Source organism: Halobacillus sp. ACCC02827 (genome assembly GCF_030291935.1).
Classification (GTDB): domain Bacteria; phylum Bacillota; class Bacilli; order Bacillales; family Halobacillaceae; genus Halobacillus.
In genome coordinates, this window is sequence record NZ_CP128168.1 from 2,557,666 (window position 1) to 2,580,695 (window position 23,030).

Annotated in this window: 28 protein-coding genes and 1 riboswitch; of the genes, 10 read left to right on the plus strand and 18 right to left on the minus strand. The window is 45.8% G+C overall.

What is annotated here, in order from left to right; all coding sequences use genetic code 11:
* Nucleotides 1-53 precede the first annotated feature (53 nt).
* The gene (gene deoD / locus QRD89_RS13570) at nucleotides 54-764 is read left to right on the plus strand and encodes a purine-nucleoside phosphorylase (protein WP_026578272.1); all 711 of its coding nucleotides are present in this window, start codon (nucleotides 54-56) and stop codon (nucleotides 762-764) included.
* A gap of 30 nt (nucleotides 765-794) precedes the next feature.
* On the opposite strand, the gene QRD89_RS13575 is transcribed toward deoD, so the two are convergent.
* Nucleotides 795-995: a hypothetical protein gene (locus QRD89_RS13575; RefSeq protein ID WP_026578271.1), complete on the minus strand. Its 201-nt coding sequence runs from the start codon at nucleotides 993-995 to the stop codon at nucleotides 795-797.
* 195 nt (nucleotides 996-1,190) lie between these two features.
* Here QRD89_RS13575 and QRD89_RS13580 point away from each other — a divergent pair, with 195 nt between their 5' ends.
* Entirely contained in the window at nucleotides 1,191-1,673 is a 483-nt protein-coding gene (locus QRD89_RS13580) for a divergent PAP2 family protein (protein ID WP_008635699.1), read from the plus strand.
* A 63-nt stretch (nucleotides 1,674-1,736) separates the two neighbouring features.
* On the opposite strand, the gene spsC is transcribed toward QRD89_RS13580, so the two are convergent.
* The 3 genes from spsC to QRD89_RS13595 form a co-directional block, all read right to left on the minus strand.
* Entirely contained in the window at nucleotides 1,737-2,378 is a 642-nt protein-coding gene (spsC, locus tag QRD89_RS13585; RefSeq protein ID WP_008635700.1) for a stationary phase survival protein SpsC, read from the minus strand.
* 83 nt (nucleotides 2,379-2,461) lie between these two features.
* Nucleotides 2,462-2,779, minus strand: coding sequence for a YuiB family protein (locus QRD89_RS13590; RefSeq protein ID WP_008635702.1), 318 nt, complete (start codon nucleotides 2,777-2,779; stop codon nucleotides 2,462-2,464).
* A gap of 161 nt (nucleotides 2,780-2,940) precedes the next feature.
* Nucleotides 2,941-4,164: an NAD(P)/FAD-dependent oxidoreductase gene (locus tag QRD89_RS13595; RefSeq protein ID WP_286095450.1), complete on the minus strand. Its 1,224-nt coding sequence runs from the start codon at nucleotides 4,162-4,164 to the stop codon at nucleotides 2,941-2,943.
* A 230-nt stretch (nucleotides 4,165-4,394) separates the two neighbouring features.
* Between QRD89_RS13595 and QRD89_RS13600 the strand changes: the two genes are divergently transcribed.
* Nucleotides 4,395-5,381, plus strand: a complete 987-nt coding sequence (locus tag QRD89_RS13600; RefSeq protein ID WP_008635706.1) for an NAD(P)/FAD-dependent oxidoreductase — start codon at nucleotides 4,395-4,397, stop codon at nucleotides 5,379-5,381.
* A gap of 78 nt (nucleotides 5,382-5,459) precedes the next feature.
* On the opposite strand, the gene QRD89_RS13605 is transcribed toward QRD89_RS13600, so the two are convergent.
* The 3 genes from QRD89_RS13605 to QRD89_RS13615 all read right to left on the minus strand — a co-directional run bounded on the left by QRD89_RS13605 (nucleotide 5,460) and on the right by QRD89_RS13615 (nucleotide 6,575).
* A complete protein-coding gene (locus QRD89_RS13605; RefSeq protein WP_008635707.1) occupies nucleotides 5,460-5,819 on the minus strand; it encodes a HesB/IscA family protein in 360 nt (119 codons plus the stop codon).
* 126 nt (nucleotides 5,820-5,945) lie between these two features.
* The gene (locus tag QRD89_RS13610; RefSeq protein ID WP_008635708.1) at nucleotides 5,946-6,176 is read right to left on the minus strand and encodes a YuzB family protein; all 231 of its coding nucleotides are present in this window, start codon (nucleotides 6,174-6,176) and stop codon (nucleotides 5,946-5,948) included.
* A 69-nt stretch (nucleotides 6,177-6,245) separates the two neighbouring features.
* On the minus strand, nucleotides 6,246-6,575 hold the full coding sequence (locus tag QRD89_RS13615) for a YuzD family protein (RefSeq protein WP_008635709.1): 330 nt from the start codon (nucleotides 6,573-6,575) through the stop codon (nucleotides 6,246-6,248).
* Between the two features lie 163 nt (nucleotides 6,576-6,738).
* Here QRD89_RS13615 and QRD89_RS13620 point away from each other — a divergent pair, with 163 nt between their 5' ends.
* Nucleotides 6,739-6,960, plus strand: coding sequence for a NifU family protein (locus QRD89_RS13620; protein WP_008635710.1), 222 nt, complete (start codon nucleotides 6,739-6,741; stop codon nucleotides 6,958-6,960).
* Nucleotides 6,961-7,007: 47 nt separating this feature from the next.
* On the opposite strand, the gene QRD89_RS13625 is transcribed toward QRD89_RS13620, so the two are convergent.
* Nucleotides 7,008-7,973 carry a 2-hydroxyacid dehydrogenase gene (locus QRD89_RS13625; RefSeq protein ID WP_008635711.1) on the minus strand — a complete coding sequence of 322 codons (966 nt, stop codon included), beginning with the start codon at nucleotides 7,971-7,973 and terminating at the stop codon, nucleotides 7,008-7,010.
* Nucleotides 7,974-8,140: 167 nt separating this feature from the next.
* Between QRD89_RS13625 and QRD89_RS13630 the strand changes: the two genes are divergently transcribed.
* Both QRD89_RS13630 and QRD89_RS13635 read left to right on the plus strand, forming a co-directional pair.
* On the plus strand, nucleotides 8,141-8,647 hold the full coding sequence (locus QRD89_RS13630; RefSeq protein WP_008635712.1) for a phosphatidylglycerophosphatase A family protein: 507 nt from the start codon (nucleotides 8,141-8,143) through the stop codon (nucleotides 8,645-8,647).
* Nucleotides 8,648-8,776: 129 nt separating this feature from the next.
* On the plus strand, nucleotides 8,777-10,330 hold the full coding sequence (locus tag QRD89_RS13635) for an MFS transporter (protein WP_286095451.1): 1,554 nt from the start codon (nucleotides 8,777-8,779) through the stop codon (nucleotides 10,328-10,330).
* Between the two features lie 47 nt (nucleotides 10,331-10,377).
* Here the strand turns inward: QRD89_RS13635 and nucF are convergent, their stop codons facing one another.
* Nucleotides 10,378-11,148, minus strand: coding sequence for a 5' nucleotidase NucF (gene nucF / locus QRD89_RS13640; protein ID WP_286095452.1), 771 nt, complete (start codon nucleotides 11,146-11,148; stop codon nucleotides 10,378-10,380).
* Nucleotides 11,149-11,171: 23 nt separating this feature from the next.
* Nucleotides 11,172-11,612, minus strand: coding sequence for a DUF86 domain-containing protein (locus QRD89_RS13645; RefSeq protein WP_026578268.1), 441 nt, complete (start codon nucleotides 11,610-11,612; stop codon nucleotides 11,172-11,174).
* A 158-nt stretch (nucleotides 11,613-11,770) separates the two neighbouring features.
* Between QRD89_RS13645 and QRD89_RS13650 the strand changes: the two genes are divergently transcribed.
* Both QRD89_RS13650 and QRD89_RS13655 read left to right on the plus strand, forming a co-directional pair.
* Nucleotides 11,771-12,037, plus strand: coding sequence for a DUF3055 domain-containing protein (locus tag QRD89_RS13650; RefSeq protein WP_026578267.1), 267 nt, complete (start codon nucleotides 11,771-11,773; stop codon nucleotides 12,035-12,037).
* A gap of 52 nt (nucleotides 12,038-12,089) precedes the next feature.
* Complete coding sequence (locus tag QRD89_RS13655) at nucleotides 12,090-12,368, plus strand: hypothetical protein (RefSeq protein ID WP_008635722.1); 279 nt, start codon at nucleotides 12,090-12,092, stop codon at nucleotides 12,366-12,368.
* Nucleotides 12,369-12,418: 50 nt separating this feature from the next.
* Here QRD89_RS13655 and QRD89_RS13660 read toward each other — a convergent pair whose 3' ends face one another.
* Nucleotides 12,419-12,694, minus strand: coding sequence for a YutD family protein (locus QRD89_RS13660; protein WP_008635726.1), 276 nt, complete (start codon nucleotides 12,692-12,694; stop codon nucleotides 12,419-12,421).
* A 140-nt stretch (nucleotides 12,695-12,834) separates the two neighbouring features.
* On the opposite strand from QRD89_RS13660, the gene QRD89_RS13665 reads away from it, so the two are divergent.
* Together QRD89_RS13665 and QRD89_RS13670 are read left to right on the plus strand one after the other, a co-directional pair.
* A complete protein-coding gene (locus tag QRD89_RS13665) occupies nucleotides 12,835-13,464 on the plus strand; it encodes a YhcN/YlaJ family sporulation lipoprotein (protein WP_008635728.1) in 630 nt (209 codons plus the stop codon).
* 67 nt (nucleotides 13,465-13,531) lie between these two features.
* Nucleotides 13,532-14,467 (plus strand): M23 family metallopeptidase, encoded by a 936-nt coding sequence (locus QRD89_RS13670; RefSeq protein WP_008635729.1) that lies wholly within the window; start codon nucleotides 13,532-13,534, stop codon nucleotides 14,465-14,467.
* A 40-nt stretch (nucleotides 14,468-14,507) separates the two neighbouring features.
* Here QRD89_RS13670 and QRD89_RS13675 read toward each other — a convergent pair whose 3' ends face one another.
* From QRD89_RS13675 to sufB, 7 genes are all read right to left on the minus strand, one after another.
* Nucleotides 14,508-14,612, minus strand: a complete 105-nt coding sequence (locus QRD89_RS13675; RefSeq protein ID WP_008635730.1) for a methionine/alanine import family NSS transporter small subunit — start codon at nucleotides 14,610-14,612, stop codon at nucleotides 14,508-14,510.
* 1 nt (nucleotide 14,613) lies between these two features.
* Nucleotides 14,614-16,143 (minus strand): sodium-dependent transporter, encoded by a 1,530-nt coding sequence (locus QRD89_RS13680; protein ID WP_008635731.1) that lies wholly within the window; start codon nucleotides 16,141-16,143, stop codon nucleotides 14,614-14,616.
* 325 nt (nucleotides 16,144-16,468) lie between these two features.
* The gene (locus QRD89_RS13685; protein WP_026578265.1) at nucleotides 16,469-18,025 is read right to left on the minus strand and encodes a Na+/H+ antiporter NhaC family protein; all 1,557 of its coding nucleotides are present in this window, start codon (nucleotides 18,023-18,025) and stop codon (nucleotides 16,469-16,471) included.
* Nucleotides 18,026-18,159: 134 nt separating this feature from the next.
* A riboswitch (Lysine riboswitch) is annotated at nucleotides 18,160-18,343 on the minus strand.
* A 54-nt stretch (nucleotides 18,344-18,397) separates the two neighbouring features.
* Nucleotides 18,398-19,165, minus strand: a complete 768-nt coding sequence (yunB, locus tag QRD89_RS13690) for a sporulation protein YunB (RefSeq protein WP_008635733.1) — start codon at nucleotides 19,163-19,165, stop codon at nucleotides 18,398-18,400.
* Between the two features lie 58 nt (nucleotides 19,166-19,223).
* The gene (locus QRD89_RS13695) at nucleotides 19,224-20,624 is read right to left on the minus strand and encodes a bifunctional metallophosphatase/5'-nucleotidase (RefSeq protein WP_286095453.1); all 1,401 of its coding nucleotides are present in this window, start codon (nucleotides 20,622-20,624) and stop codon (nucleotides 19,224-19,226) included.
* Between the two features lie 7 nt (nucleotides 20,625-20,631).
* Nucleotides 20,632-21,444, minus strand: a complete 813-nt coding sequence (locus QRD89_RS13700; RefSeq protein WP_286095454.1) for a sulfite exporter TauE/SafE family protein — start codon at nucleotides 21,442-21,444, stop codon at nucleotides 20,632-20,634.
* A 173-nt stretch (nucleotides 21,445-21,617) separates the two neighbouring features.
* Entirely contained in the window at nucleotides 21,618-23,015 is a 1,398-nt protein-coding gene (sufB, locus tag QRD89_RS13705) for a Fe-S cluster assembly protein SufB (RefSeq protein WP_008635736.1), read from the minus strand.
* Between the last annotated feature and the right edge of the window lie 15 nt (nucleotides 23,016-23,030).

The following is a 23,030-nucleotide window of genomic DNA, read 5'->3' on the forward strand; positions in this document are numbered from 1 at the left end:
CTTATGCGGTGTGGTAATTTAAAGTAGTCTTAATTTATGAGGAGGTCATACCTATGACAACACACATCGGAGCCAATCCTGGCGATATCGCTGAAAAGATCCTGCTGCCCGGGGATCCACTGCGAGCTAAATATATTGCAGAAAATTTCCTGGAAGATGCAACGTGCTACAATGAAGTTCGCGGGATGTACGGATACACTGGTACATACAAAGGCGAACGCATTTCTGTACAAGGTACAGGCATGGGTGTCCCTTCTATATCCATCTATGTCAATGAGCTGATGGAAAGCTACGGCGTACAGAAGTTGATTCGAGTAGGTTCCTGCGGCGCACTGCAAAGCGACGTAAAGGTAAGAGATGTCATCCTTGCTTCGACATCAACGACCGATTCCCAAATGAACCGGATGGTATTCGGCGGCATCGATTATGCGCCGACTGCTGACTTCGAACTTTTGAAAAACGCCTATGATGCCGGGACGGAAAAAGGTCTGAAACTTCGTGTAGGGAACGTCTTCACAAGTGACAGCTTCTATAGGGAAAACGCAATGGAAACGTTCGAGCTGCTCGCTAAGTACAATGTACTTGCCGTCGAGATGGAAACAACCGCGTTATATACACTGGCAGCCAAATATGACCGTCAGGCCCTGTCTGTTCTTACAGTCAGCGATCATATTCTGACAGGAGAAGAAACAACTGCTGAAGAGCGCCAGACAACGTTCAACGAAATGATTGAAGTAGCATTGGAAGCTGCTATTAAAGAATAAATGCAAACGCACCCGTTCCGGGTGCGTTTTTTATAGAACGGACCGGACATCATTTCGTCGTATTTCATGGAGATCCTCTCCTGTTCGAATAAACAGCATACTACCCGTCACTGCCTCCAATTTTCCTGTGTACCATTCTGTAATAGTAACAATACTGCATATGGTACCTACTTTTTGATGCGTGGGGACCCCGAATAAAAAGGAAGTAAGATTATTGGATTTCTCCTTCATCAGCCTGCCTCCTGTCGACTGTTATCTTTTATCTTATCTTCCTGGAAGAGCATCGGGCAGGGCTGATGCCCAGATATCCATCTTTAAAATACAGAACACGGCATGTAGGACGGAGACCGTGCTCCTATGGTATAATGCTTAATAATTCATTGGTACACATTCCCATCACATACCGCAGGAAGAAAGGATGTCACCATGCTGTTAGATCTATTGCATAACTTCCCCTTATGGGCGGCCATCGCCTCCATCGTATTCGCACAAATCGTCAAAATACCCATCCAATTCATCGCATCCAGAAAGCTGAACGCAAGCCTTGCTTTCAGCACCGGCGGTATGCCCTCGAGCCACTCAGCTGCTGTTACCGCACTTGCGACCGGTGTCGGAATCGAACAGGGATTCGGCTCCTCGATTTTTGCGGTCGCCTGCGTTTTTGCCATCATCGTTATGTTTGACAGCACTGGTGTAAGACGCCAGACCGGTGAACAGGCGATTATGTTAAACATCCTCTTAAAAGACTTTAATCGTTTCGTAAGTGAAGCGAAGAGCTGGCAGGCGAAGGAAGAATACCAGAAAAAAGAAGAATTGAAGGAACTGCTGGGTCATCAGCCGATCGAAGTATTCTTTGGCGGTTTGACCGGCGTGCTGCTCACCTTTTTGTTCCACACACTCCTTTATTAATGACTGTAAAGATAGAAAAACTAAAAAGAACCCTTCTCCAACGTGTGGAGCAAGGGTTCTTTTTCATCGTATCATTTGGGAACGGAATACCTGCATGGACTCCTGTTCATTCATCTTGTTCAAGTCTTCTTCTGACAATTCTCCATTACCTTCTTTAATGACATAGACGTGAAGTGTTTGTTTCCCCCACTGTTTGTACACGTCCTCAACCGAGGGATAATAAAGATCCAATCGGTCCCCTTTAATGGCACCGCCTGTATCTGCGACCACTCCATAGCCATAGCCCGGAATGAAGAGAATCGTACCAAGCGGAAACAGCTCAAGGTCTGCTGCGATGGTGGAATACAAGTCCCTCTTCACCGTCACTCCTGAATACGTAACTCCGTAGGCCGGATGACTTTCGTCCTTTCCCGTCGACTCTACTCCTGCCGTATAACCCGTAGCCGTCACCTCATATCGGTCGTACTGAGCAAGATCCAGAGAAGCTTCCAATTTCTCGAGTGCCTCCGCATTGGCAGCGCTCGCTACGTGTTTCGGGCGCAGCATGGAACCGGACACTTCTTCTGCCGGCTCTTCACCGTCCATTTTTATTTTCAGCCAATCATCCACATCTTTGATCGATAGATTCGTTATATTTGTGACCGTACTGTACCATGCAAATAGAAACAAAACGGAAAAAAATATATAGGTCGTCCACTTTTTCATGAAATCACCTCTAGGTGTCATCATGTCCAAGCTGGTAATAATTATACAAAAAACAGCTGCCTCCAATGGGGGCAGCTGTCCGTTCAAAACATCTGATATCCGCTTCGTCGCAGAAGACGAATGACGACTCCGGCAAGGATGGTACCTGCAAAGCCGCTGGTAAGAATAACAATATCGACAACCTTAAGGTTCATCAAGTGCTCCCATACCGCAGGAAATGCCGTACCGGCATCTGTGAAATACTGCGTCCACGGATGATCATCCACAATTAACAGGACAATAGCCGGATACACGACTGCCATGAGCCAGGATGAACGCAGGATCATGTTGAGTAGAAAGGAAATACCGAAAAACAATACGAAAAATAACAGAATGGATACGACAAACTGAACTATATTCACCGCTTCTTCCCCCTAAATCTTACAAGCCGATCAGTATGTACCATTTTATAACGCTTACATCAAATCCGCAAGCTCACCAGTCGAAGCATATAAAAAAGCGGAGAATCGTTCTCCACTTTTTTATACCTAACTATAAATTGAACCCGGCCAAGGCTTTCTTCTTAAAAATGGAAAAAGTTTAATTTCCCTTTCTTTAAGACGAGCCCGATGCCGCCAAGCTTTAAGAGGTAGCGGTTATCAATGACCTTCTTCATCGCCGTTGCCGACCAACCGTACAGCTTCTTGTCGTCGAAAACAACTCCAATGGCATCTGAATCGCCGAGCGAAGCAACCGTTCCTTTCAGATCCGCGACGAAAGGCTCCAGGTGCCGCTCCCCCTTGATAAGACGTTCCAAATTACCAGCCGTGTGCTCCGCTTCCTGAATAGCAATTTGAGCTGTTGGAGGATAGGGACGCTCTGCTTCTTCGTTCATGACCAAAGCACAGTCCCCTACAATGAAGACATCATCATATCCTTCCGGCCGAAGATCCTCACGCACAGGAATCCGCCCTCGATTGGCTTCAAAACCAGACTCTTCGACGATTGAATTCCCGCGGACACCTGCTGCCCATACAACTGTATTCGTCCCAATCTCTTCACGCTGGTCATCCTTCTCAAATACCAGCTTGTTCTCTGTCACTTCTTTGATCATAGCACTCAGTTTGAATTCTACTCCACGTGCTTCCAGTGAATTCATGGCGTACTCTACGAGCTGGGGATCAAATCCCGGGAGTGCAGTAGGTGCAGCTTCCACACAGATGATCCGAACTTGATCGCGAGGAATATCATATTCCCTGCACAGGTCGGGAACACGGTTTGCCAACTCTCCGACAAACTCGATCCCTGTAAACCCGGCACCGCCGACGACGATATTTAAACGCTCCGGCTTTTTATCCGGCTCTGTATTATATTTGGCAAAATTATATTCGATATGCTGACGGATGAGACGGGCACTATTTATACTACCGATAGTGAAGGCATGCTCTTTCAATCCTTGAATTCCAAAAGTAGCTGCTTCAAAACCGAGCGAAATGACGAGGTAGTCGTATGTTACTTCCCCATCCTCCAGAAGTACACGCTTTTCAGATGGTTTGATTTCGAGGACTGTGTCTTGAATCAACTTAATTTTGCTTGTATCGATGACGTCTTTGATAGGGATACGAGTCCGATCATGATGCAGCGTACCTGCAGCATTTTCGTGAAGCCAGGTGGTCTGGTAGTGATAGCTGTGCTTATTAACCAACGTTACGTTCGCATCATTGACTCCTATGTTCTTCTGCAGCTTGACGGCCGTCATCATGCCGCCATAGCCGGCACCCAGAATAACGATATTCGGTTTTTTCATCTTTCATCACTCCATTCCATTCATATTCTGGATAAATCGTCACATTTTTGTCATTATTCCTTCTTCTCATTTATGATAAAACTGATTATAACTGCTTTCAACAAAAGGAAGCACATTAGAGAACATAGGAGTAACTTCAATTGGAACGGCTTACATGCCTTCAGTATTCCCACTTGAAATTTTTTTATGATAGAATATGTATTAGTGTAATTTTGAACAGGAGGGTAATTATGAGTGATAAGATATACGATATAACCGTCATCGGCGGCGGCCCGGTCGGGTTGTTTACCGCTTTTTACGGCGGTATGCGCGATGCAAGTGTAAAGATAATTGAAAGCCTTCCCCATCTGGGCGGACAGCTGACTGCACTGTATCCGGAAAAGTACATTTACGATGTTGCAGGATTCCCTAAAGTTCGGGCACAGGAACTCGTGGACAACTTGGAAGAGCAGGCGATGGCTTTTGACCCTACGATTGCGCTCAGCCAGGAAGTTCTTTCCGTGGAACGCATGGAAGATGGTTCGATCAAGCTTACCACCGATAAAGAAGTCCATTATACGAAGACAATCATTGTCACAGCCGGAAACGGCGCTTTCCAGCCAAGGAAGTTGAAGATTGACGATACAGATAAATTCGAAGGAACAAACCTTCATTACCACGTAAGTAACATGGACCGGTTCCGGGATAAGAATGTTATGATTGCCGGCGGCGGCGACTCTGCTGTCGACTGGTCACTTATGCTGGAGCCGATCGCCAAGCAGGTTACGCTAGTTCACCGCCGTGATAAGTTCCGGGCACACGAACACAGCGTGGCACAGCTGCATGAATCCAATGTAAGAGTTTTGACACCTTACAACCCGGAGAAACTGATCGGTTCTGATCGGATTGAACAAGTGGAACTTCATGAAGTTAAGGGAGACCGTGTAGAAACGATCGACGTGGATGACGTCATCGTCAACTACGGCTTCATCTCTTCTCTCGGGCCTATTAAGGACTGGGAACTGGAAATAGAAAAAAACAGCATTGTCGTCAATTCCAAAATGGAAACGAACATCGAAGGCATCTATGCTGCTGGAGATATCTGCACCTATCCCGGCAAAGTTAAATTGATTGCCTCCGGATTCGGCGAAGGACCAACGGCGGTTAACAATGCAAAAGCATATATAGATCCAGATGCACGCGTGCAGCCGAAGCACTCCACAAGCATGTTCGGATAAACAAAAAGACGCCCGATAATCGGGCGTCTTTTTTCCAATGTAAAAAAACCTCCCCACAAGGGGAGGTTTGTCGTCTATTTAACAGCTGGGATCCGGCACACCTGCATTTGTCGCCGTTTTGAAAGAAGATCCACACCCGCAAGAAACAATCGCGTTCGGATTGTCGATCGTGAATCCTCCACCCATCATGTTCTGTTTGAAGTCAATCGTCGTACCTTCAATGATCGGTACATCCTGGCGGTTGATGACGACAGGAATCCCTGCCGATTCATCGATCACATCAAGTTCTTCATTGATGTCATCTTCAAACCCCATGGCATAAGACAATCCACTACAGCCTCCACCCTTTACTCCGAAGCGAAGACGGACATCTCCTTCTTCTTCCTTCATCATTTCCTTGATCTGGTGACCAGCGGCTTCCGTAATGTTCAGAATCATCCCAAGCCTCTCCTTTCTCTTCTTACAGTCAGTATACTAAACTGCCGATCGCTTTATCAAATGGCGCGACCCGCTCGCCATAAGAAAAGGCATCCCTTGAATTTGGACACCTTCCCTTTATCTGCTCTATAGGATTTCGTCCAATTGTTCATACACTTTATCCACGAGTTCTTCCGGCGTATCTGCGATTACCCGTTCCCCCTCCACCAGTGCATACAAGGTTTGAGAACATAAGCCGCAATTTCTTAAACAACCATATTCAAGAACATCCAGATCTGGATCTTTCTCAAGCTCAGCCATCGCCTGCTGGGAACCATTAGCTAAATTATTGATACAAAACTCTACAGTCGGATTCATCCGCATCACCTCTTTATATGGATGAAACCCTATATGTGCTTTAGTTTACCATAAAACAGGGATTTCGTGTCAGGTAGAGGAAGGCTCTGCAATCCCATGACTTTCCAAGGCCTTATAAATCGGCTTCAACCGGGGACTTCCCTCTCCAACGATTTCTTCTTCCACGAGGACGAGCGGATAAAAAAGTTCATCCGACTGCAGCTGTTCCAGCAGTGTGTCATCCGCATCCGGCTGGTCATCCCTGTTGATATCGAAATAAGAATAGCTGATTGCTGCTTTCTCTCCATACTTCCGTGCAATCGCTGCCTGGATCCACTCATACGTTTCCTTAGAACCGGGTGCATTCACACAACTCGCACATCTGACATCCGATCCGTACACCGTTACTTTTACCCCCATTGTACCCCACCCCTTTAAATTGATCCTTTTATTTTATTTTACAAAAGAATTGAAAAAAGATAAAATGATAATAGTTCTCATTATAAAAATGGACTTAACGACGCAACCATAGATTTTTTGCTGCTTTCGTTTTATACTATTACTTAGAAAGGGGAAGATGAAGATGCATGAACAAGTACAGGAAGTACTCAATAAACTTCGCCCATTTTTACTTCGTGACGGTGGGGACGTAGAGCTTGTAGATGTGGAAGACGGCATCGTACGCCTTCGCCTGATGGGCGCCTGCGGGAACTGCCCGAGCTCAACCATCACGTTGAAAGCTGGTATCGAGCGTGCGCTTGCACAAGAAATCCCTGGCATTTACGAAGTAGAACAAGTTTTCTGATCAAACCATTAGAAAACCGCACACCTTTATGAGGGTGTGCGGTTTTTTTATTGGACAGGGCTGATCAGTGTTTCTCCCCGGAAATGGCGGCAGATATTGTCTAAACACAGCCTCATCATTGCATAGCGCGTTTCTTTAGACGCTGAGCCGATGTGTGGAAGGCAGACAATCTGCGGCAGCTGAAGGAGGGGGTGATCTTTTGAAATCGGCTCGTTTTCAAACACATCCAGTCCTGCAGCCGCAATTTCTCCTTCTTTAATTGCATGTTCCAGTGCTTTTTCATCAACGACTGCTCCACGTGAAGCATTAATGAAAATCGCATCATCCTTCATCATGGCAAAAGCTTGTTTATCAAATAATCGATGGGTTTCTTCTGTCAAAGGGGTCAGACAAACAACGAAGTCGGAACGACGCAGAAGGTCATCAAAATCCACATAAACTGCACCGAGTTCTTCTTCCGCTTTCCTGTTTCTCGAACGATTGTGGTACAAAATATCCATCTCAAAACCAGTGGCACGCTTCGCTACCGTTTCACCGATTCTCCCCATCCCGACAATTCCTATTGTCTTATGGTGAATATCGTGGCCTGCCAGCAGCAATGGGGACCAGTGCTGCCACTTCCCTTCTTTTATGTACGTATCTGCTTCGACGATCCTCCGTGCCGTAGCTGTCAGCAGGGAGAATGTCAAATCTGCGGTCGTATCAGACAGGACATCCGGAGTATTCGTTACCGCTACGCCGTGCTCCTGTGTACTTTTCAAGTCGATGTTATCATAACCGACGGCCAAGTTAGCGACAATCTTGAGACTCTCCGCCTCCTTCAAAAGTGCTTCATCAATGGACTCCGACAACATCGTCACGAGACCGTCCGATTGACGGGCCTTTTCTATTAAAAGCTCCCTGTCCACCGCTTTCTCCGCTTCCGGCCACATCTCGATATCCAGTTCATTTCGATACGGCTCCACAACTGCTTCCGGTAAAGCCCTTGTAATATAAACTTTTGGTTTCCCCATTAGTCCCACTCCTTCCCTGTTAATTATCAGTGTATCACAAAGGATTGGAAGGACTCTGCATCTCTGACTGAATTCTCTGATATAATAAGGATATAACCATCCGTTTGTGCCATATTCATGACGGGTATCGAAACAGGCAATGATATGAGGAGTAGGAGGGTTTCTTTATGACAAATAACAAGAAGATATCCAATCTCGAGAAAACAGCACGGGAATGGCTCAACGATCGCGGAGTATCCATTGATGATATCGCTGAGCTCGTCCACTACCTTCAGTCGAAATATCACGAAAAACTGACGATGGATGAATGCCGATACAACGTCAACAAAGTGTTGACGAAGCGCGAGGTTCAAAACGCGATTATTACCGGGATACAATTGGATATGTTAGCAGAAAAGAAAATGCTGGAAGAACCGCTGCAATCTACTATTGAAGTGGATGAGAGCCTGTACGGCATTGATGAAATCATCGCTTTCTCCATTGTAAACGTATACGGTTCCATAGGTTTTACGAACTACGGGTATATCGATAAACAAAAGCCTGGTATTCTTCAGAAGTTAAATGATAAATCGACTGGTGAGTGCCATACTTTCTTAGACGATATTGTCGGGGCTATAGCAGCCGCTGCTTCAAGCAGGCTCGCTCACAGCATCGCAGGCGATCCAGAAGACTAACTAATTTTCTTAAAAACTGTGCCGAGCGCACAGTTTTTTTATTATTCTGAAACTTATTAACTATTATATCCGTACATATGTTATAGTGAATTCCGTATTATGGAAAATAAAGAAAGGAGAAAGGACCAGATGAAACAGAAAATAGTATGGATTGTGCCGGCCCTTCTTGTGCTGTTAGGAATCGGTTTGCTCTTTGTTCGTAATTTTGAGGATGTGACCGAACCACCGGACTCGGATTGGAGCCGACCACTGGAATTAGGGGAAACGGTGACTTCCGACTCTCCGGCTGTGTCGTCGGCGACGAATGGTGCGAAGATAGCATACTTGACGGAAGAAGGCGTGAAACAAACAGGTTATGACCAAGAGTACTCCAGCACAGAGGAAACAAACATTGATATTCCTGTTGATAAGTTCACTTCCATTGCTACACCAGGAAATCAACTCGTTTATTCCGACTATCATCAGTTATTTACCGAAAAAAAGGAAAAGATATCCGATCTGGATACCTTTCTCCCTTTACAGAACGAAGTTATATTTACAAAAGGGACAGATGTGTATGTGTATGAAGAGGATGGCAGCCTTACTTCTATATTGACACTGCCTGATGAGAAAGCGGAAGTACTTACATATGAGAACCACGATGGCACTTACCTGGCCACCCGAATAACGGAATCGTCAGGAAATCACCTGACATTCTACCACCTTAAGGATGGTACACTGGAAAAAGTGCGGGAAGCGGACATTCCCTTGCAGAGCGGGGAAGAATTGAAAGAGATGCATTTTGCAGCTGCGGAGAACGACATACGACTGATTCAGTCTACATTACAGAAACAGTCGATGACGGGTAAGAAGAAGCAGCTGCATTATTATGCTGCCTTCCCGGCAGAAGAAGAGGCGTCGGCACCGAAAATGAGCCGTGTTACTTTTTCAGATCCCGTAACAGGAAAATCATTAGAGGAATTATCAGATATAGAACTTACGGTACGCGGAGACAAATCTCTTCTTTTATTCAAAGCTCTCGGCAAAACTGACACGATGTTTAACAAGGAGACCCAATTTAATATTTATCAGGCGCAGGTGAAAGAAAAGGGTGTGAACAGAGTAACGCGTATCAGTAATACTCCCAGCCCTTCTCTCACTCCTCAATGGATCGATTCTCATTCCATCATCTGGTTGGATAAAAAGGGAGATCATTATCAGGTCCTTCTTGCTTCCGACGAGAAAGCAGTTATAAGTAAAACCGATGGAATTTCCAGCGGGAATTTGCTTCAGGCAGGAGGGAAAACCGCCGGCATGCTTTCATTTGGAATGCTTATTGTTCCTATTTCTTTAGTTTGGATCATCTGGCCTTTAGTCTTTCTAACCATTTTAATGTTTACGAAAACGAAAGCCATGGATGAAGACAGAGCATGGGTGTTTTATACAGGCGCTGTCATCTACCTCGCCGCCGTCTTCTTATTCAAGGGCCCCGTCTTTTCGGAACAATTGTTGGCGCGCACCCCGGATTATTTGAATTTCTCCGGAAGTACTTTTATATACCTTTTGGCATTCGCCTTAATCGCTTATGTGTTGGTCCGTGCATTCCACCGTGTCAAAGACTGGTCCCCATTTATACAACTCTCTTATTTCATCGGTGTACATGTTGCTTTTATAACCGTATTCTTTGGCCCCTACCTCCTATAAAGAAAGAGCGCTTGGATTAGTTAATCCAGGCGCTCTTTCCTGTCCATTCAACCTTTCATCCATTCATACAAGTCCCGGCACTTATAGGTCGGTGCAGGATCCGTTTGTTTCAACTCATCAAAAGAACTGACTCCTGTCTCCACCATCAATGTGTCGATCCCTGCACGAATACCTGCAAGAATATCGGTGTTATAATTGTCCCCCACCATGAGGACTTCGTCTTTCCCATATCCAATCCGCTTTAGAGCCCGATCCATGATCAATGATTCCGGTTTTCCTACAAATACCGGGTCCACCCCTGTACTAACCGCGACAACAGATGTAAGTGCGCCGTTTCCCGGAAGCATCCCTCGTTCGGTCGGAATAGCGATATCCCCGTTGGTACTGATCAATTTCGCTCCATTTCGAACTTCCAAGCATGCCCTTGCCAGCTTTTCATATGTAATCTCCCGGTCAATGCCGATAACTACATAATCCGAGCGGCTTTCCACTCTGGTCAATCCTTCCCGATCAAGGGCATCCAGCAGCCCGTCTTCTCCGATCACAAAAACACGGGCTTGGTGATTCTCACTTTTAATGTATTCCGCTGTGGCAATACTGCTCGTGTACACTTGATCAGGATTTGAAGGTATTCCTAAATCCGTCAATTTAGCGGCGACCTGTTCCACCCTTTTAGAAGAATTGTTGGTCAGAAAGAGGAAGGGGCGTTCCTTGTCAACCAACGCTTGAACAAATTCCCCGGCGCCGTCTATTTTGTCCGTTCCTTTGTACATCGTCCCATCCAAATCAATTAAATACGCTTTATAATCCCTGTACATGTTGATAACACCTCATCCCTGAATCAATCGTTATTCGTAAATGTGGATACAGGGCCAAGCTCTGTATCTAGATAGCTCCTGACCTTTTCAGGAAAAGAAAGAATGACTGCTTTATACTGATTCCATATTCCGCTGATCTCTTGATGATCAACAGCTGTGTATTCCTGAACAATCATTTTCCTCAAACCGATGAACGCCTTATAGGCTTCCTCTTCCCCCTTTGGAAGCACTTGTTCATCGGTCAGTATGTCAATGATATCTTCGTAACTGCCCGGATCCCGCATGATAAAGCCGTCGATCATCATATTTCCCACATCCAGAATAGCTTCAATAGTTACATGAGTGGTTCTCTCCAATAATAGACGGTCTGAGAACGTTTCATAGCGGTTCTCCGTCACCTCTTGCAGCACCGTATTCATATAATTTAAAATTTCTTCTAATTTTTTTCTGTCGACGAAATACATGTTCCTACCTCCCGTGTATTTTTCTTTGTTAAGAATAACATAAATTGCTATCCGATCCCTCGCCCAGCCATGGAAACCGCGCATATTTTCCGACATCCCGGGCATACTTATGTGGACGAATATACCAGCCGCCGACATAGGACAGGAGGTGATCATTCATGGCGGAACGGCCACTTTTAGAGGATTTCACACAAGACACCAGCACCCGGTTTGTCTCCTTCACCGCAGGCAGCCATCGTTTTGAGCTTGCCTTAATGAAAGCAGACTGCTTCGATAACCAGACTATGGTCATCAACCTGCCCAAAAACCGTCAGGCTCTGCTCGATTTAGAAAATATAAACAGGGCCGGACACTTAGAGCATATGTTTCAGCTGAGTACGATGGAAGCAGAAGAGCTTCGAACCTATCTCCCCGACTTACTATGAAAGAATAAGAAACCTCCAACGGGCGAAACTATTCCTGAAGGAGGTTTTTTAAATGCCCGAAGATAAATATTCCGACTTCGCTAATGTGGAAGCACAACGGAACTACCTTGTTCCAGAACAGCTGCCGGAAGGACCCTATGGTGCTCCAAGAAACAAATATGAGCCCGTTTCCAACGAAAAAAGCTCCCCTTGGACAGATAAGCAAAGGTACTATAGTGCGTTCAATTATGAATTTAAGGCTTTACACCAGGATCTGCCGCGCCAGGAAGCCGGCGCCCACCCTACTCATGACGAAAAGGACCAGGATGTAAAGCCGTCAGAGGAACAATAAAATATTGCCCAGGTAATAAAAAACCGGCGTGCTTTTCTTCAGCACGTCGGTTATTGTCGTATCCGCTTTAGAACAAAATAGGAACAGCCGAAATTACAGTATTCATATAGATAATCCTCTAACGTACTAATTTTGGTATCAAAGCTGGCCTTTGAATTCTGGTCATCATAAAAGCCTTTAAGGCGAAGCTGTCCGTAACCCCAGTCCCCTACGATAAAGTCATACTTATTAAGAATATCACTGTAGCGGCTTTCCACTTCTTCCTGCTGAAACCCTTCCTGATGGTCTTCAAGCAGGTCGTACGTCTTCCCGTTTAATTCAACCATATCATCACCTCTATCTTCTATAAGTGTACCACACTTCCGTATATGGACGGAATTGCCGCTTTTCAAAAACCGTATGATTCTTCTAATAAAAGTCCAACCTAACCATACCGTCACCGACTAACGAATAAGGAGGAAATACTTTGAATAAGCGATGGAGTACTGTATGTTTGACCGGCCTCCTTGCACTGACAATGGCAGGGTGCCAGGAAACAGATGAATCAGCTAAACAAAATAAACGAGCCGATGATCCCCTAAACGGAAATGCTATGGACGGCTACAATGAAGATGGATCGGACGGGCAGGTAGGTTATGTCCGCTTCAATCAGACGCAGATGGAACGGGATGACGAAGAACACCATGAAATCAAAGTGAACCGCGAAGAAATGGCAGACATGATTTCCCGCATGATTTTACGATATGACAATTTTGACGATGTAGCGACTGTCGTAACCGATAATGAGGTGCTTGTCGCTTACAGTAAAGCAGACGATACGGATCGAGAGACGGCAGCAGATATGGTTCAAAAGACCGCCTATTCGCTTGTGCCGAGCTTCTACCACGTCTATGTGTCCGACAATCCAGCTTCTTTTGGAGACATTCAAAGTTTGAGCACATCGACCGTATACGACGAAAACTATAATGAGAATATCGACAGTATCATTAAAAAAATGAAAAAAGCACCCCAAGGTAAAGTGAAGCAGGATGACCCGAGACAACCGGATGTAGGTCCGAACATGAACACAAAAGAAGAAACAGGCATGGAGAACTGATATTTCCAAACATAACATTCCCCTGACTGCCTCATGCTAAAGGTATTAAAAAGTTGTAGGTGAGTATATGATATACTTCAGGCTCTTATTAAGCGTCGTTGTGGCTGGCGCCTTACTTTTTCCGTCACCGACATACGCCGATAAAGAAAGTGATGACCGGATGGCCTTGTATAAGAAGACAGCTGCCCTTACTGACATTCCTTGGGAATATTTAGCAGCTATCGATCAATACGAAAGACAGGTCAACGGGGACCCCGAGAAAGACAGGGTTACCGCTATAAAACCGGATCCAATGTTCTGGACAGGGACCAATGGAGAGATGCCTGCCGACTTGTTTCCCGAAGGCTGGGGCTCTGACGGAAATGGAGACGGTAAAGTGGAAATAGATCAGGATGATGATCTGCTCTGGTCCATTGCCGATTACGTCAAATCATATGGAACAACAGAAGAAGATATAAAAATTGCCCTATGGGATTATTACCAGCGTGATCTGACTGTGCAAACGATTATGAACACCGCCCAAGTTTTCCGAAACTTCGGAACCGTTCATTTAAAGAACAGGGATTTTCCACTTCCGTTGGAGGCAAACTTCAGCTATCGCAGTACTTGGGGGGACGCACGCGGCTTTGGTGGCCGCAGAGTTCATGAAGGTACCGATATCTTTGCCAATTACGGAGTGCCTGTGAAATCGACCACCTATGGTGTGGTTGAAATGAAAGGCTGGAACAAGTTCGGCGGTTGGAGAATCGGCATCAGGGACATTTACAATATTTATCACTATTACGCACATCTTCAAAATTTTGCAGAGGATATAAAAGTGGGAGACGTCGTAAAACCTGGTGACGTTATTGGTGCCGTGGGTGCTTCCGGCTATGGACCGCCCGGTACTTCCGGAAAATTTCCACCGCATCTCCATTATGGCATGTATCAGGATAATGGGAAAAATGAATGGTCCTTCGACCCAACTCCTTATTTAAAACGATGGGAACAGATGGTCGATTAAAAAACCGCCGCACATGATTGTGCGGCGGTTTTTCTGCTTTTTATTGTTGTTTGGATTTGCGAACTGCATTCGTTATGCTCGCTGCAAGTCCACCCCATATGACAACGATGCCGATAATCATCATAGCTATTGCACTACCTGTCATATCAGCTTACCTCCTTTTTTACTTCTTCCAATGAGTTCGTATGCCAGCGTTTGAATGTCATAAGGAAACCTGCGACTAAAGCAAACGCCGCGACGAACCAGCCGCCGTATAAAATGAAGGTATCCGTATATCCTTCATAGTTCCCTGTCGGCGTATCGAATGCACGCTCCAGGTTGGTTCTGAAAAGATCGAACATCATGTAACCAAGGACAACAGGTGTGACCAGTCCTAAACAGACTTTCCACCAGCCGCCAAGACGTATATCAGAAATGGCATTGGCATGGTTTTGGAAGTCGTTCAACTTACGAAGGAACCAGGCGATCACAACGACTTCGACAAGACCGACGAAGGCGACCCCAAACTGGTTGATGAAGTAATCTGCTGCGTCCAGGAAGAATAGTCCTCCTTGGGTAGCAAAGAGCAGCGATATGATGGCAGAGATCCCGCCACCGATTCCAACAGCAGCTTTTCTTGATATACCAAACTTCTCCTGAATACCCGCTACGTATGTTTCGGAAATGGAGATTAGAGAAGACAACCCGGCAAGAACTAAGGACAGGAAGAACAGGACTCCAAAAAGTCCATTCAAAGCGGGAAACTCATTGATGATCTGCGGGAATACGACGAATGCAAGACCAACCCCGCCGCTCACAACCTCTTCCACCGGGACATTACTTTGTGAAGCCATGAATCCTAAAGCTCCGAAAACCCCGATACCGGCTAACAACTCAAAGCTCGAGTTACTGAATCCTGTAATAAATGCGTTGTTCGTAATATCCGATTTCTTCGGAAGATAGCTGGAATAAGTAATCATAATGGCAAATGCAATGGAAAGACTGAAGAAGATCTGACCGTAAGCAGCTACCCATACCGAACCGTTCATGATTGTTTCAAAATTCGGAGCAAAGAATGTCTGTAGACCTTCCGCGGCTCCTGGAAGTGTGACCGCGCGGATGACAATGATCAGGAAAAGAATAACAAGCGTTGGAATGAAAATCTTGTTCGCTGTTTCGATTCCTTTTTTGACACCTGCGAACAGTACACCAAGGGTAATGATCCATACAAGTACGAGCGGAATTAAAACGCCCGGGACAAGGCTGCCTGTCTGCCCTGGAGTAATGGATGATAATTGCAGGTAATCACTAAATAAGAACGTTTCTGTATCGGATCCCCAAGAAAGATTTAAGGAAAAGACACTGTAGGACATTGCCCAGGCGATGATGACAGAGTAATAAGTAGAAATGACGAATGCCACCAATACAGCCCACCAGCCGAGCCATTCTGTTTTACGGCTCATTTTGAAGAAGGATAGTGGAGCAGATCCACGGTACTTGTGACCAATGGTAAACTCCATGATCAGCAACGGTATCCCGGCTGTCAAAAGAGCGAATAGATAAGGAATGAAAAATGCTCCTCCTCCATTCTCATAAGCTACAGATGGAAACCTCCATATGTTCCCAAGACCAATAGCCGAACCGACAGCAGCCAGAATGAACCCAGCCCTCGTACCCCATTGTGCACGATTCTCCATGTGAAAGACCTCCCTGTTTTGAACACGTTTATAAATTTTATGAAAGAATAGTGTTCAAAATTTTTATTTTTTTCTGATTATTTCTGTTTAAATTATAACCACCGCGCTACGGCTTGTCAAAATAATTTTATAATTTTCAGATAATAACAGGGGAGGTAGTCTCAGGAGGATGTTCCATAGGTTAATCTTCCTACCTTTATATGGAGGTATTTACATTTTTAATAATATCCAGTCATCCTCTTATGTCTATCGGCCCTATTCATCCATCACACCAAAGGCTCAAAAAAGAACAGGGATGGCGTCATCCCTGTTCCTCTTATACAACTTACTCTGGTTCAATTTTCGGATTTACTTTATGAATGACCATGGCAATGACGGCTACTATAGCCATAGCGAGTACCAGCGGAATCCAAACCTGTCCGGTAAACCCAAGGACAAGATACCCGACTGTCGCCCCTAAGGCTGCGAGCAGCGCATATGGAAGCTGGGTCATGACGTGATCGATATGATTAGAACCTGCCCCGGTAGAAGAAAGAATGGTCGTATCTGAGATCGGTGAACAGTGGTCACCGAAAACGGAGCCGGCAAGAACCGCGGACAAGGCCGGTAGAATCATGGACGGATCGGTAACAGCTGCTATTTCTCCTGCGATCGGGAGCATGATACCGAACGTTCCCCAAGATGTACCGGTAGACAGCGCCATAAAGCCGGACAATAAGAAGATGATTAAAGGCAGGTAAGCAATATCAATGCTTGCCTCTGTAAATTGATTTGCCAAAAACTCTCCTGTTTGAAGCTGGCTGATGACATCCCCGATCATCCAGGCGAAGACCAGGATATAGATAGCCGGAAGCATAGCTTTGAGTCCTTCTGTAAATACGTGGCCAAGCCCTGATTTCGGTTTAGGCTGGCTGATGTAAAGACCGCCTGCAACCAATACAGAGACCAAACCTCCGGTGAACAGGGAAATGTTTACATTCGTATTAGCAAAAGCATCAAGCAGTGTGGCGCTTCCCTCTGTTGCCTGAATACCTGTGTAGAACATCATGGCTACCGTACCGACGACAAGCGCAACAATCGGCAGAATCAAGTGCGAAATCTTCCCATTATTGTGCTCTTCGAATTCGTCATTCAGGTCTCCTGGAATGTCACCCTTTTCCGGATTCGTGAGCTCTCCTGTCTTCTGCGCACGGATTTCGTGACTGCGCATCGGCCCGAAATCAAGGCGCATATAAATTGTCAGGAATACGAGAAGTAAAGCTGCGAAAACGTATAAGTTCGCTGGTATCATCAAAACAAACGCTTCAAAAGCACCATATTCGGTAATTTCATTTGCCGCAAGGATACTACCGATGGTACCGATGATATATGCTCCCCAGCTGGATATGGGAGAAATAACCGTGATTGGTGCAGAAGTCGAATCGATATAATAGGCCAGTTTTGCTCTTGAGACGCGGTACCTGTCCGTCACCGGTTTTGCCACCTGCCCGACAGCAAGTGCATTGAAGTAATCATCAATGAAAATAACAATGCCGAGCAGAGCAGGTACGAGTGTAGCACCCTGACGTGTACGGATCCGCTTCACCGCCCACTTTCCGAATGCCTTGCTGCCTCCGGAGGCTGTCATAAATGCAGTGGTAACTCCTAGTAAAAGTAAAAAAGACAGCAGGTAAATATTACCTGAATTAAGTGCACCTTCACTGTAGAAAATAGTGGAAAAGATGGACCAAATCAAGCCGATACCGGCTCCAATGTCCATTTGTGTAAGCATGAATGCTCCGACAATGATCCCTATACCAAGGGATAGGATGACTTTCCTTGTAACAAGGACAAGGATAAGCATAAGTATAGCTGGAATTAATGAATAGATCGTTCCTTCCATGTGGTTCCCCTCCGTTAATCTAATGGTGTAACGGGATTTGGAAGGCTACTGTGGATTAAAATTGAGGAATAAAAAAAGACAATGATAGAAAATAATCTACCACTGCCTCAGCGGCAATTGGATTATCCTCCATTTCGATCAGTAGCGCTCCATGCACCCAAAAAGCATGCATGACAGTGTATCTCCTGTTCAGATGTACACCAGCGTTAAACAGCCCGACTCGCTGTCTTACACTTCGGCAGACACCCCCTTCACCAATGATCCTCGCTTGTCATACTCCCATTGACTACTCATGATGTCTGCGCCTCTACCTCACCGATCTGATAAGGTCACGCATATTCAGTTCTTAGCCATTCTACCAGTAGATATGCATTATTGCAAGGGATCCATTGGATAGGAAAAAGATGGGTCCTGACCGTCTACACCGCTGTAGAAATTGGGAACCTTTCCTAAAATAGTCGCCGTATCTATCGGAATATCGTTCTTTACGACCGTTGTCTCCGTAGAGAACGGGATAACGATTCGGAGACTTACTTCAAAATGGATGGAAATCTCAAACAAGGCGGCATTCAAACCATATTCCGTAATTTTACTTTTCACCTGAGACTGAACGTCGCCGATCACCCTGAGCTGCACGGGAACTTTCGGGCCAAGGTTTGCAAGCAGACTGTTTCCTGTGGCAAGCCCTACCGGCACTTCAATCAAAGTGGCCGGCTGCTCCCCTAACTCCTCTGCCGTCATATTCGGATCGATGGACGGCTCGAGTGAGGTATCCTCCATCGGTAACTCTCCAAGCTCCATCCGCTTCAGGAAATTCTGCACCCGAATCGTGGTGTCACGCAAAGCACGGTTTACCATGACGGAATTCCATCCCATATAAACGACGTTTCCCTGGTTATCCTGCTCCATTTTTACAAGATCATTGAACTGAAGGTCTTCGGCTATTTGTTTACTGACCGCCTCATTGATTGCATCCCTCGCCAGCTGCTGCGCCTTCGTCTCAGCAATATCTACAAGTGCGGGCGTGACTCCCCTGTTTATAAACCATAGGCTTAGGGCTGTGAATACAGCGAAAAACAGTAGACTGATGACGACCCGTTTTCCGATCGACGACCCGCCCGTCACTCTTTTCTTAGACATGAAACAACCCTCCTCACCTATCTATATGTAGGCGAGAAGGGTTTTATTTGAATAATTCTCACGGACTCCCGTATGTCTGAAGCGCTTCAGACAGCAGATCACGCAGCAGTTCCGGCATATAATACTTTTTCTCTGAGGCATAGGCGATCTCAGGAAAGAATCGACCGAAAGTAAACGTATCCGCTGTAGCGAAACGATAGACTTTATCAGGATCAAGCGGACGGCCGTCGAAAGTAACATCCGTCACCTGAAGCTCCCCGTTGGACGCCTTCCGTACATTAATGTCCACTCCGGAAAAGACCATTTTCCCGATTACCTCTCCACGGAAGCCCAGACCTTTCAATTTGGTTTCCATCAATTCTTTCGTATGGGCAGCCCGGATCACTTCCATTATTTTATCGCCCTCAAGCTCGACCCTGCAGGGATTCATCGGGTGTGGGCAGATGCGGTGGACCTCTTCGTACGTGATTTCCCCCGCCGGTAAATGATCAAGAAGGACCCCCGCATTTAACATCGCGATATCGGATGATGTCCATTCCCTTAATTGGTCCGTAAGACTTGTCATTAATTCGTTATCCTTGAACCATGTGATGTGAAGAGGCTCTCTCAACCTTGTAACAGGTGTGTTTAAGTGATCCATCGCTTCTTTTCTTATACGAAGCAGATCATCCGTTGTCTGTTTGTCCTTGCCTAAATGCTCCGTCGGAACGGCATAGGCTTCTTTATTTACAAGCGTATGGGTATCATTGTCCCATTCAATCATCACTTCACCAAGATGCGTTCCGTGCTTTCCTACGGCCGTTAATAATGATCCGTCCACGATCTCGCCTGTCTTGAACAAGTGATGGGTATGTCCGCCGATAATGACATCGATGGAGGAATAGCGCCTGGCGATCTCTTCGTCGTCATGGATGCCGAGATGCGATAACAATACAATGATATCTGCTTCCCGCTCCACTTCCGGAAGCAGGCTGTCCAGTATGTCATAAGGCGATTCGACATCCCAGCCTAACTGTTGATAAAACGGACGGAAAGGAGCTGTCAGTCCAATAACACCGATTTTCGTCCCTTGTTTAGACGTCTCAATTTTATAATTTTGGAGCCATGTAGGAGCCTCTTGATGATGACAAACGAGGTTGGCACACACGACACCGAAGTCTGCTTCGTCATACAACGAATGAAGATCTTCCTTAGCCAAGGTAATTCCTTCGTTATTTCCCAAGGTAGCGACATCATATGCAGCGCGATTCATAAGCTCCACGTTCCCTTTCCCCATTAACCCTTCCGTAATCGGGTGGAAACGGTCTACGTGATCCCCGTTGTCAAACAACCAGTAATCTTCCTTCCTTCTGTCATGCTTCTCTTTTTTTTCTTGAAAATAGCCGACGATCTGCGGCCAATTTTCAAAATGGCTGTGCAGATCGCTTGTATAATAGAAATACAATCTCTCTTTATTCATCGTATCCTCACCCTATTCCTTGCCAGATTAAGCGGATGCCGATCAAAATCAAAAGGATCCGCAAGAACCATTCGACCGCCTGTCCACGCAGTTTACGGTTCATCCAAGCACCGAGCGTGCCACCTATATATGCCCCAGGGATGAACCACAGCGTATGAGCCCACTCAACATGCCCGAGAGCAATATGAGTCGCAGAGCTGGATATACTAGCAAAAAAGATCATGAACATGGATGTAGCCGTGGCTATATGTGCCGGCAAGCCGAGCAGCAGGATCATTGCAGGTACCATAAGCGACCCCCCGCCGATACCAAGCAGTCCGGACAATAATCCGACGGCGAACGATAAGACCAGCCCAAACATGACGGGCATCTGATACGTATAGGTTTCTCCATCCACGACTTTCTCTCTTTGAATACCTGTTGTAAATAGTGGATTATCAGGCCGTCGTCTTGGAATAAAGAACAAAAGCGAAACGGCAATCATAATCACGCCGAAAAACAGCGAGAATCCATCTGATTCAAAAAATTGATTCAGCCACGATCCGACTATACCACCGGGAATGCTTCCATAAAGGAAAATGACGCCGATTTTCTTATCGACGCGCCTGTGTTTAATATAGGAGATGGCGGATGCCATCCCGGTAAAGATCATCACGACGAGCGATATACCAACGATCGACTGCGGAGTGACCCAGTCAAAAGACGCATAGTGATCGCCGAGGAACAATAACGCGGGCACCAGAATGACGCCGCCGCCAAGTCCAGCGACGCTCCCGATAATTGCTGTCACTAAACCAATGAAGAACATAATCAGAAACATGGTAACCTTCCTTAACCTTTGATAGATACTATTATAGTATCACGTTTTGTATTCATAAAACATGACGCCTGCTTGATTCGTTATGCATGATTCCACCAGGGATATTTACCTTCTATTTATTATCCCACAAATAAAGACCGTGCAGTCATAAGCTGCACGGTCTTTTATCATTATTAACCGATGGAACCTTCCATTTCGAACTTGATCAGGCGGTTCATTTCCACGGCGTATTCCATTGGCAGTTCTTTCGTGAATGGCTCGATGAAGCCCATGACGATCATTTCTGTCGCTTCTTCTTCCGAGATCCCACGACTCATTAAGTAGAACAACTGTTCTTCAGACACTTTCGAAACTTTTGCTTCGTGCTCAAGAGAGATGTTCTCGTTCATGATTTCGTTGTAAGGAATGGTATCTGAAGTGGACTCGTTATCCATGATGAGTGTATCACACTCGACATTGGAACGGGCCCCTTCTGCTTTACGACCGAATTGAACGATACCACGATACGTTACTTTACCACCATGCTTGGAGATGGATTTAGATACGATCGTTGAAGACGTATTCGGTGCCAGGTGGTGCATCTTGGCACCGGCATCCTGGTGCTGTCCTTTTCCTGCCAGCGCGATGGAAAGTGTCATACCGCGGGCTCCTTCTCCTTTAAGAAGAACGGCTGGATATTTCATTGTCAGCTTGGAACCGAGGTTACCGTCGACCCACTCCATCGTTGCATTGGATTCAGCAACGGCACGCTTCGTTACAAGGTTGTACACGTTGTTCGCCCAGTTTTGAATCGTTGTGTAGCGGCAGTAGGCGTTATCTTTGACGAAAATTTCTACTACGGCACTATGCAGAGAACTGGATGAATAAGTCGGTGCTGTACATCCCTCGACGTAGTGTACGGAAGAACCTTCATCCGCAATGATCAAGGTACGTTCGAACTGACCCATGTTCTCTGAGTTGATACGGAAGTATGCCTGAAGCGGCGTCTCCACCTTCGTATCTTTAGGAACATAAATGAAGGAACCTCCCGACCATACAGCAGAGTTCAGCGCTGCAAACTTGTTATCGGACGGAGGAATGACTTTACCGAAATACTCCTTGAAGAGATCTTCGTTTTCTTTGAGAGCAGAATCGGTATCCTTAAAGATAACACCGAGATCTTCCAAGTCTTTCTCCATGTTGTGGTATACCACTTCGGATTCATACTGAGCAGAGACACCTGCCAGGTATTTTTGCTCCGCTTCCGGGATACCCAGACGGTCGAACGTGTTTTTGATTTCTTCCGGTACTTCGTCCCATGAACGCTCGGAGCGTTCGGATGGTTTAACATAGTACGTGATTTCATCAAAATCAAGTTCGGATAGGTCGCCGCCCCATTGCGGCATCGGCATTTTATAGAATTGCTCTAAGGACTTAAGACGGAAGTCGAGCATCCATTCTGGTTCTTGTTTATAGTCGGAGATCTGTTTGACGACTTCTTTCGTCAGACCTTTTTGCGTACGGAAGATGGACACATCTTTTTCATGGAATCCGTATTGGTACTCTCCTACTTCTGGCGCTTTTTTAGCCATGATTATATACCTCCT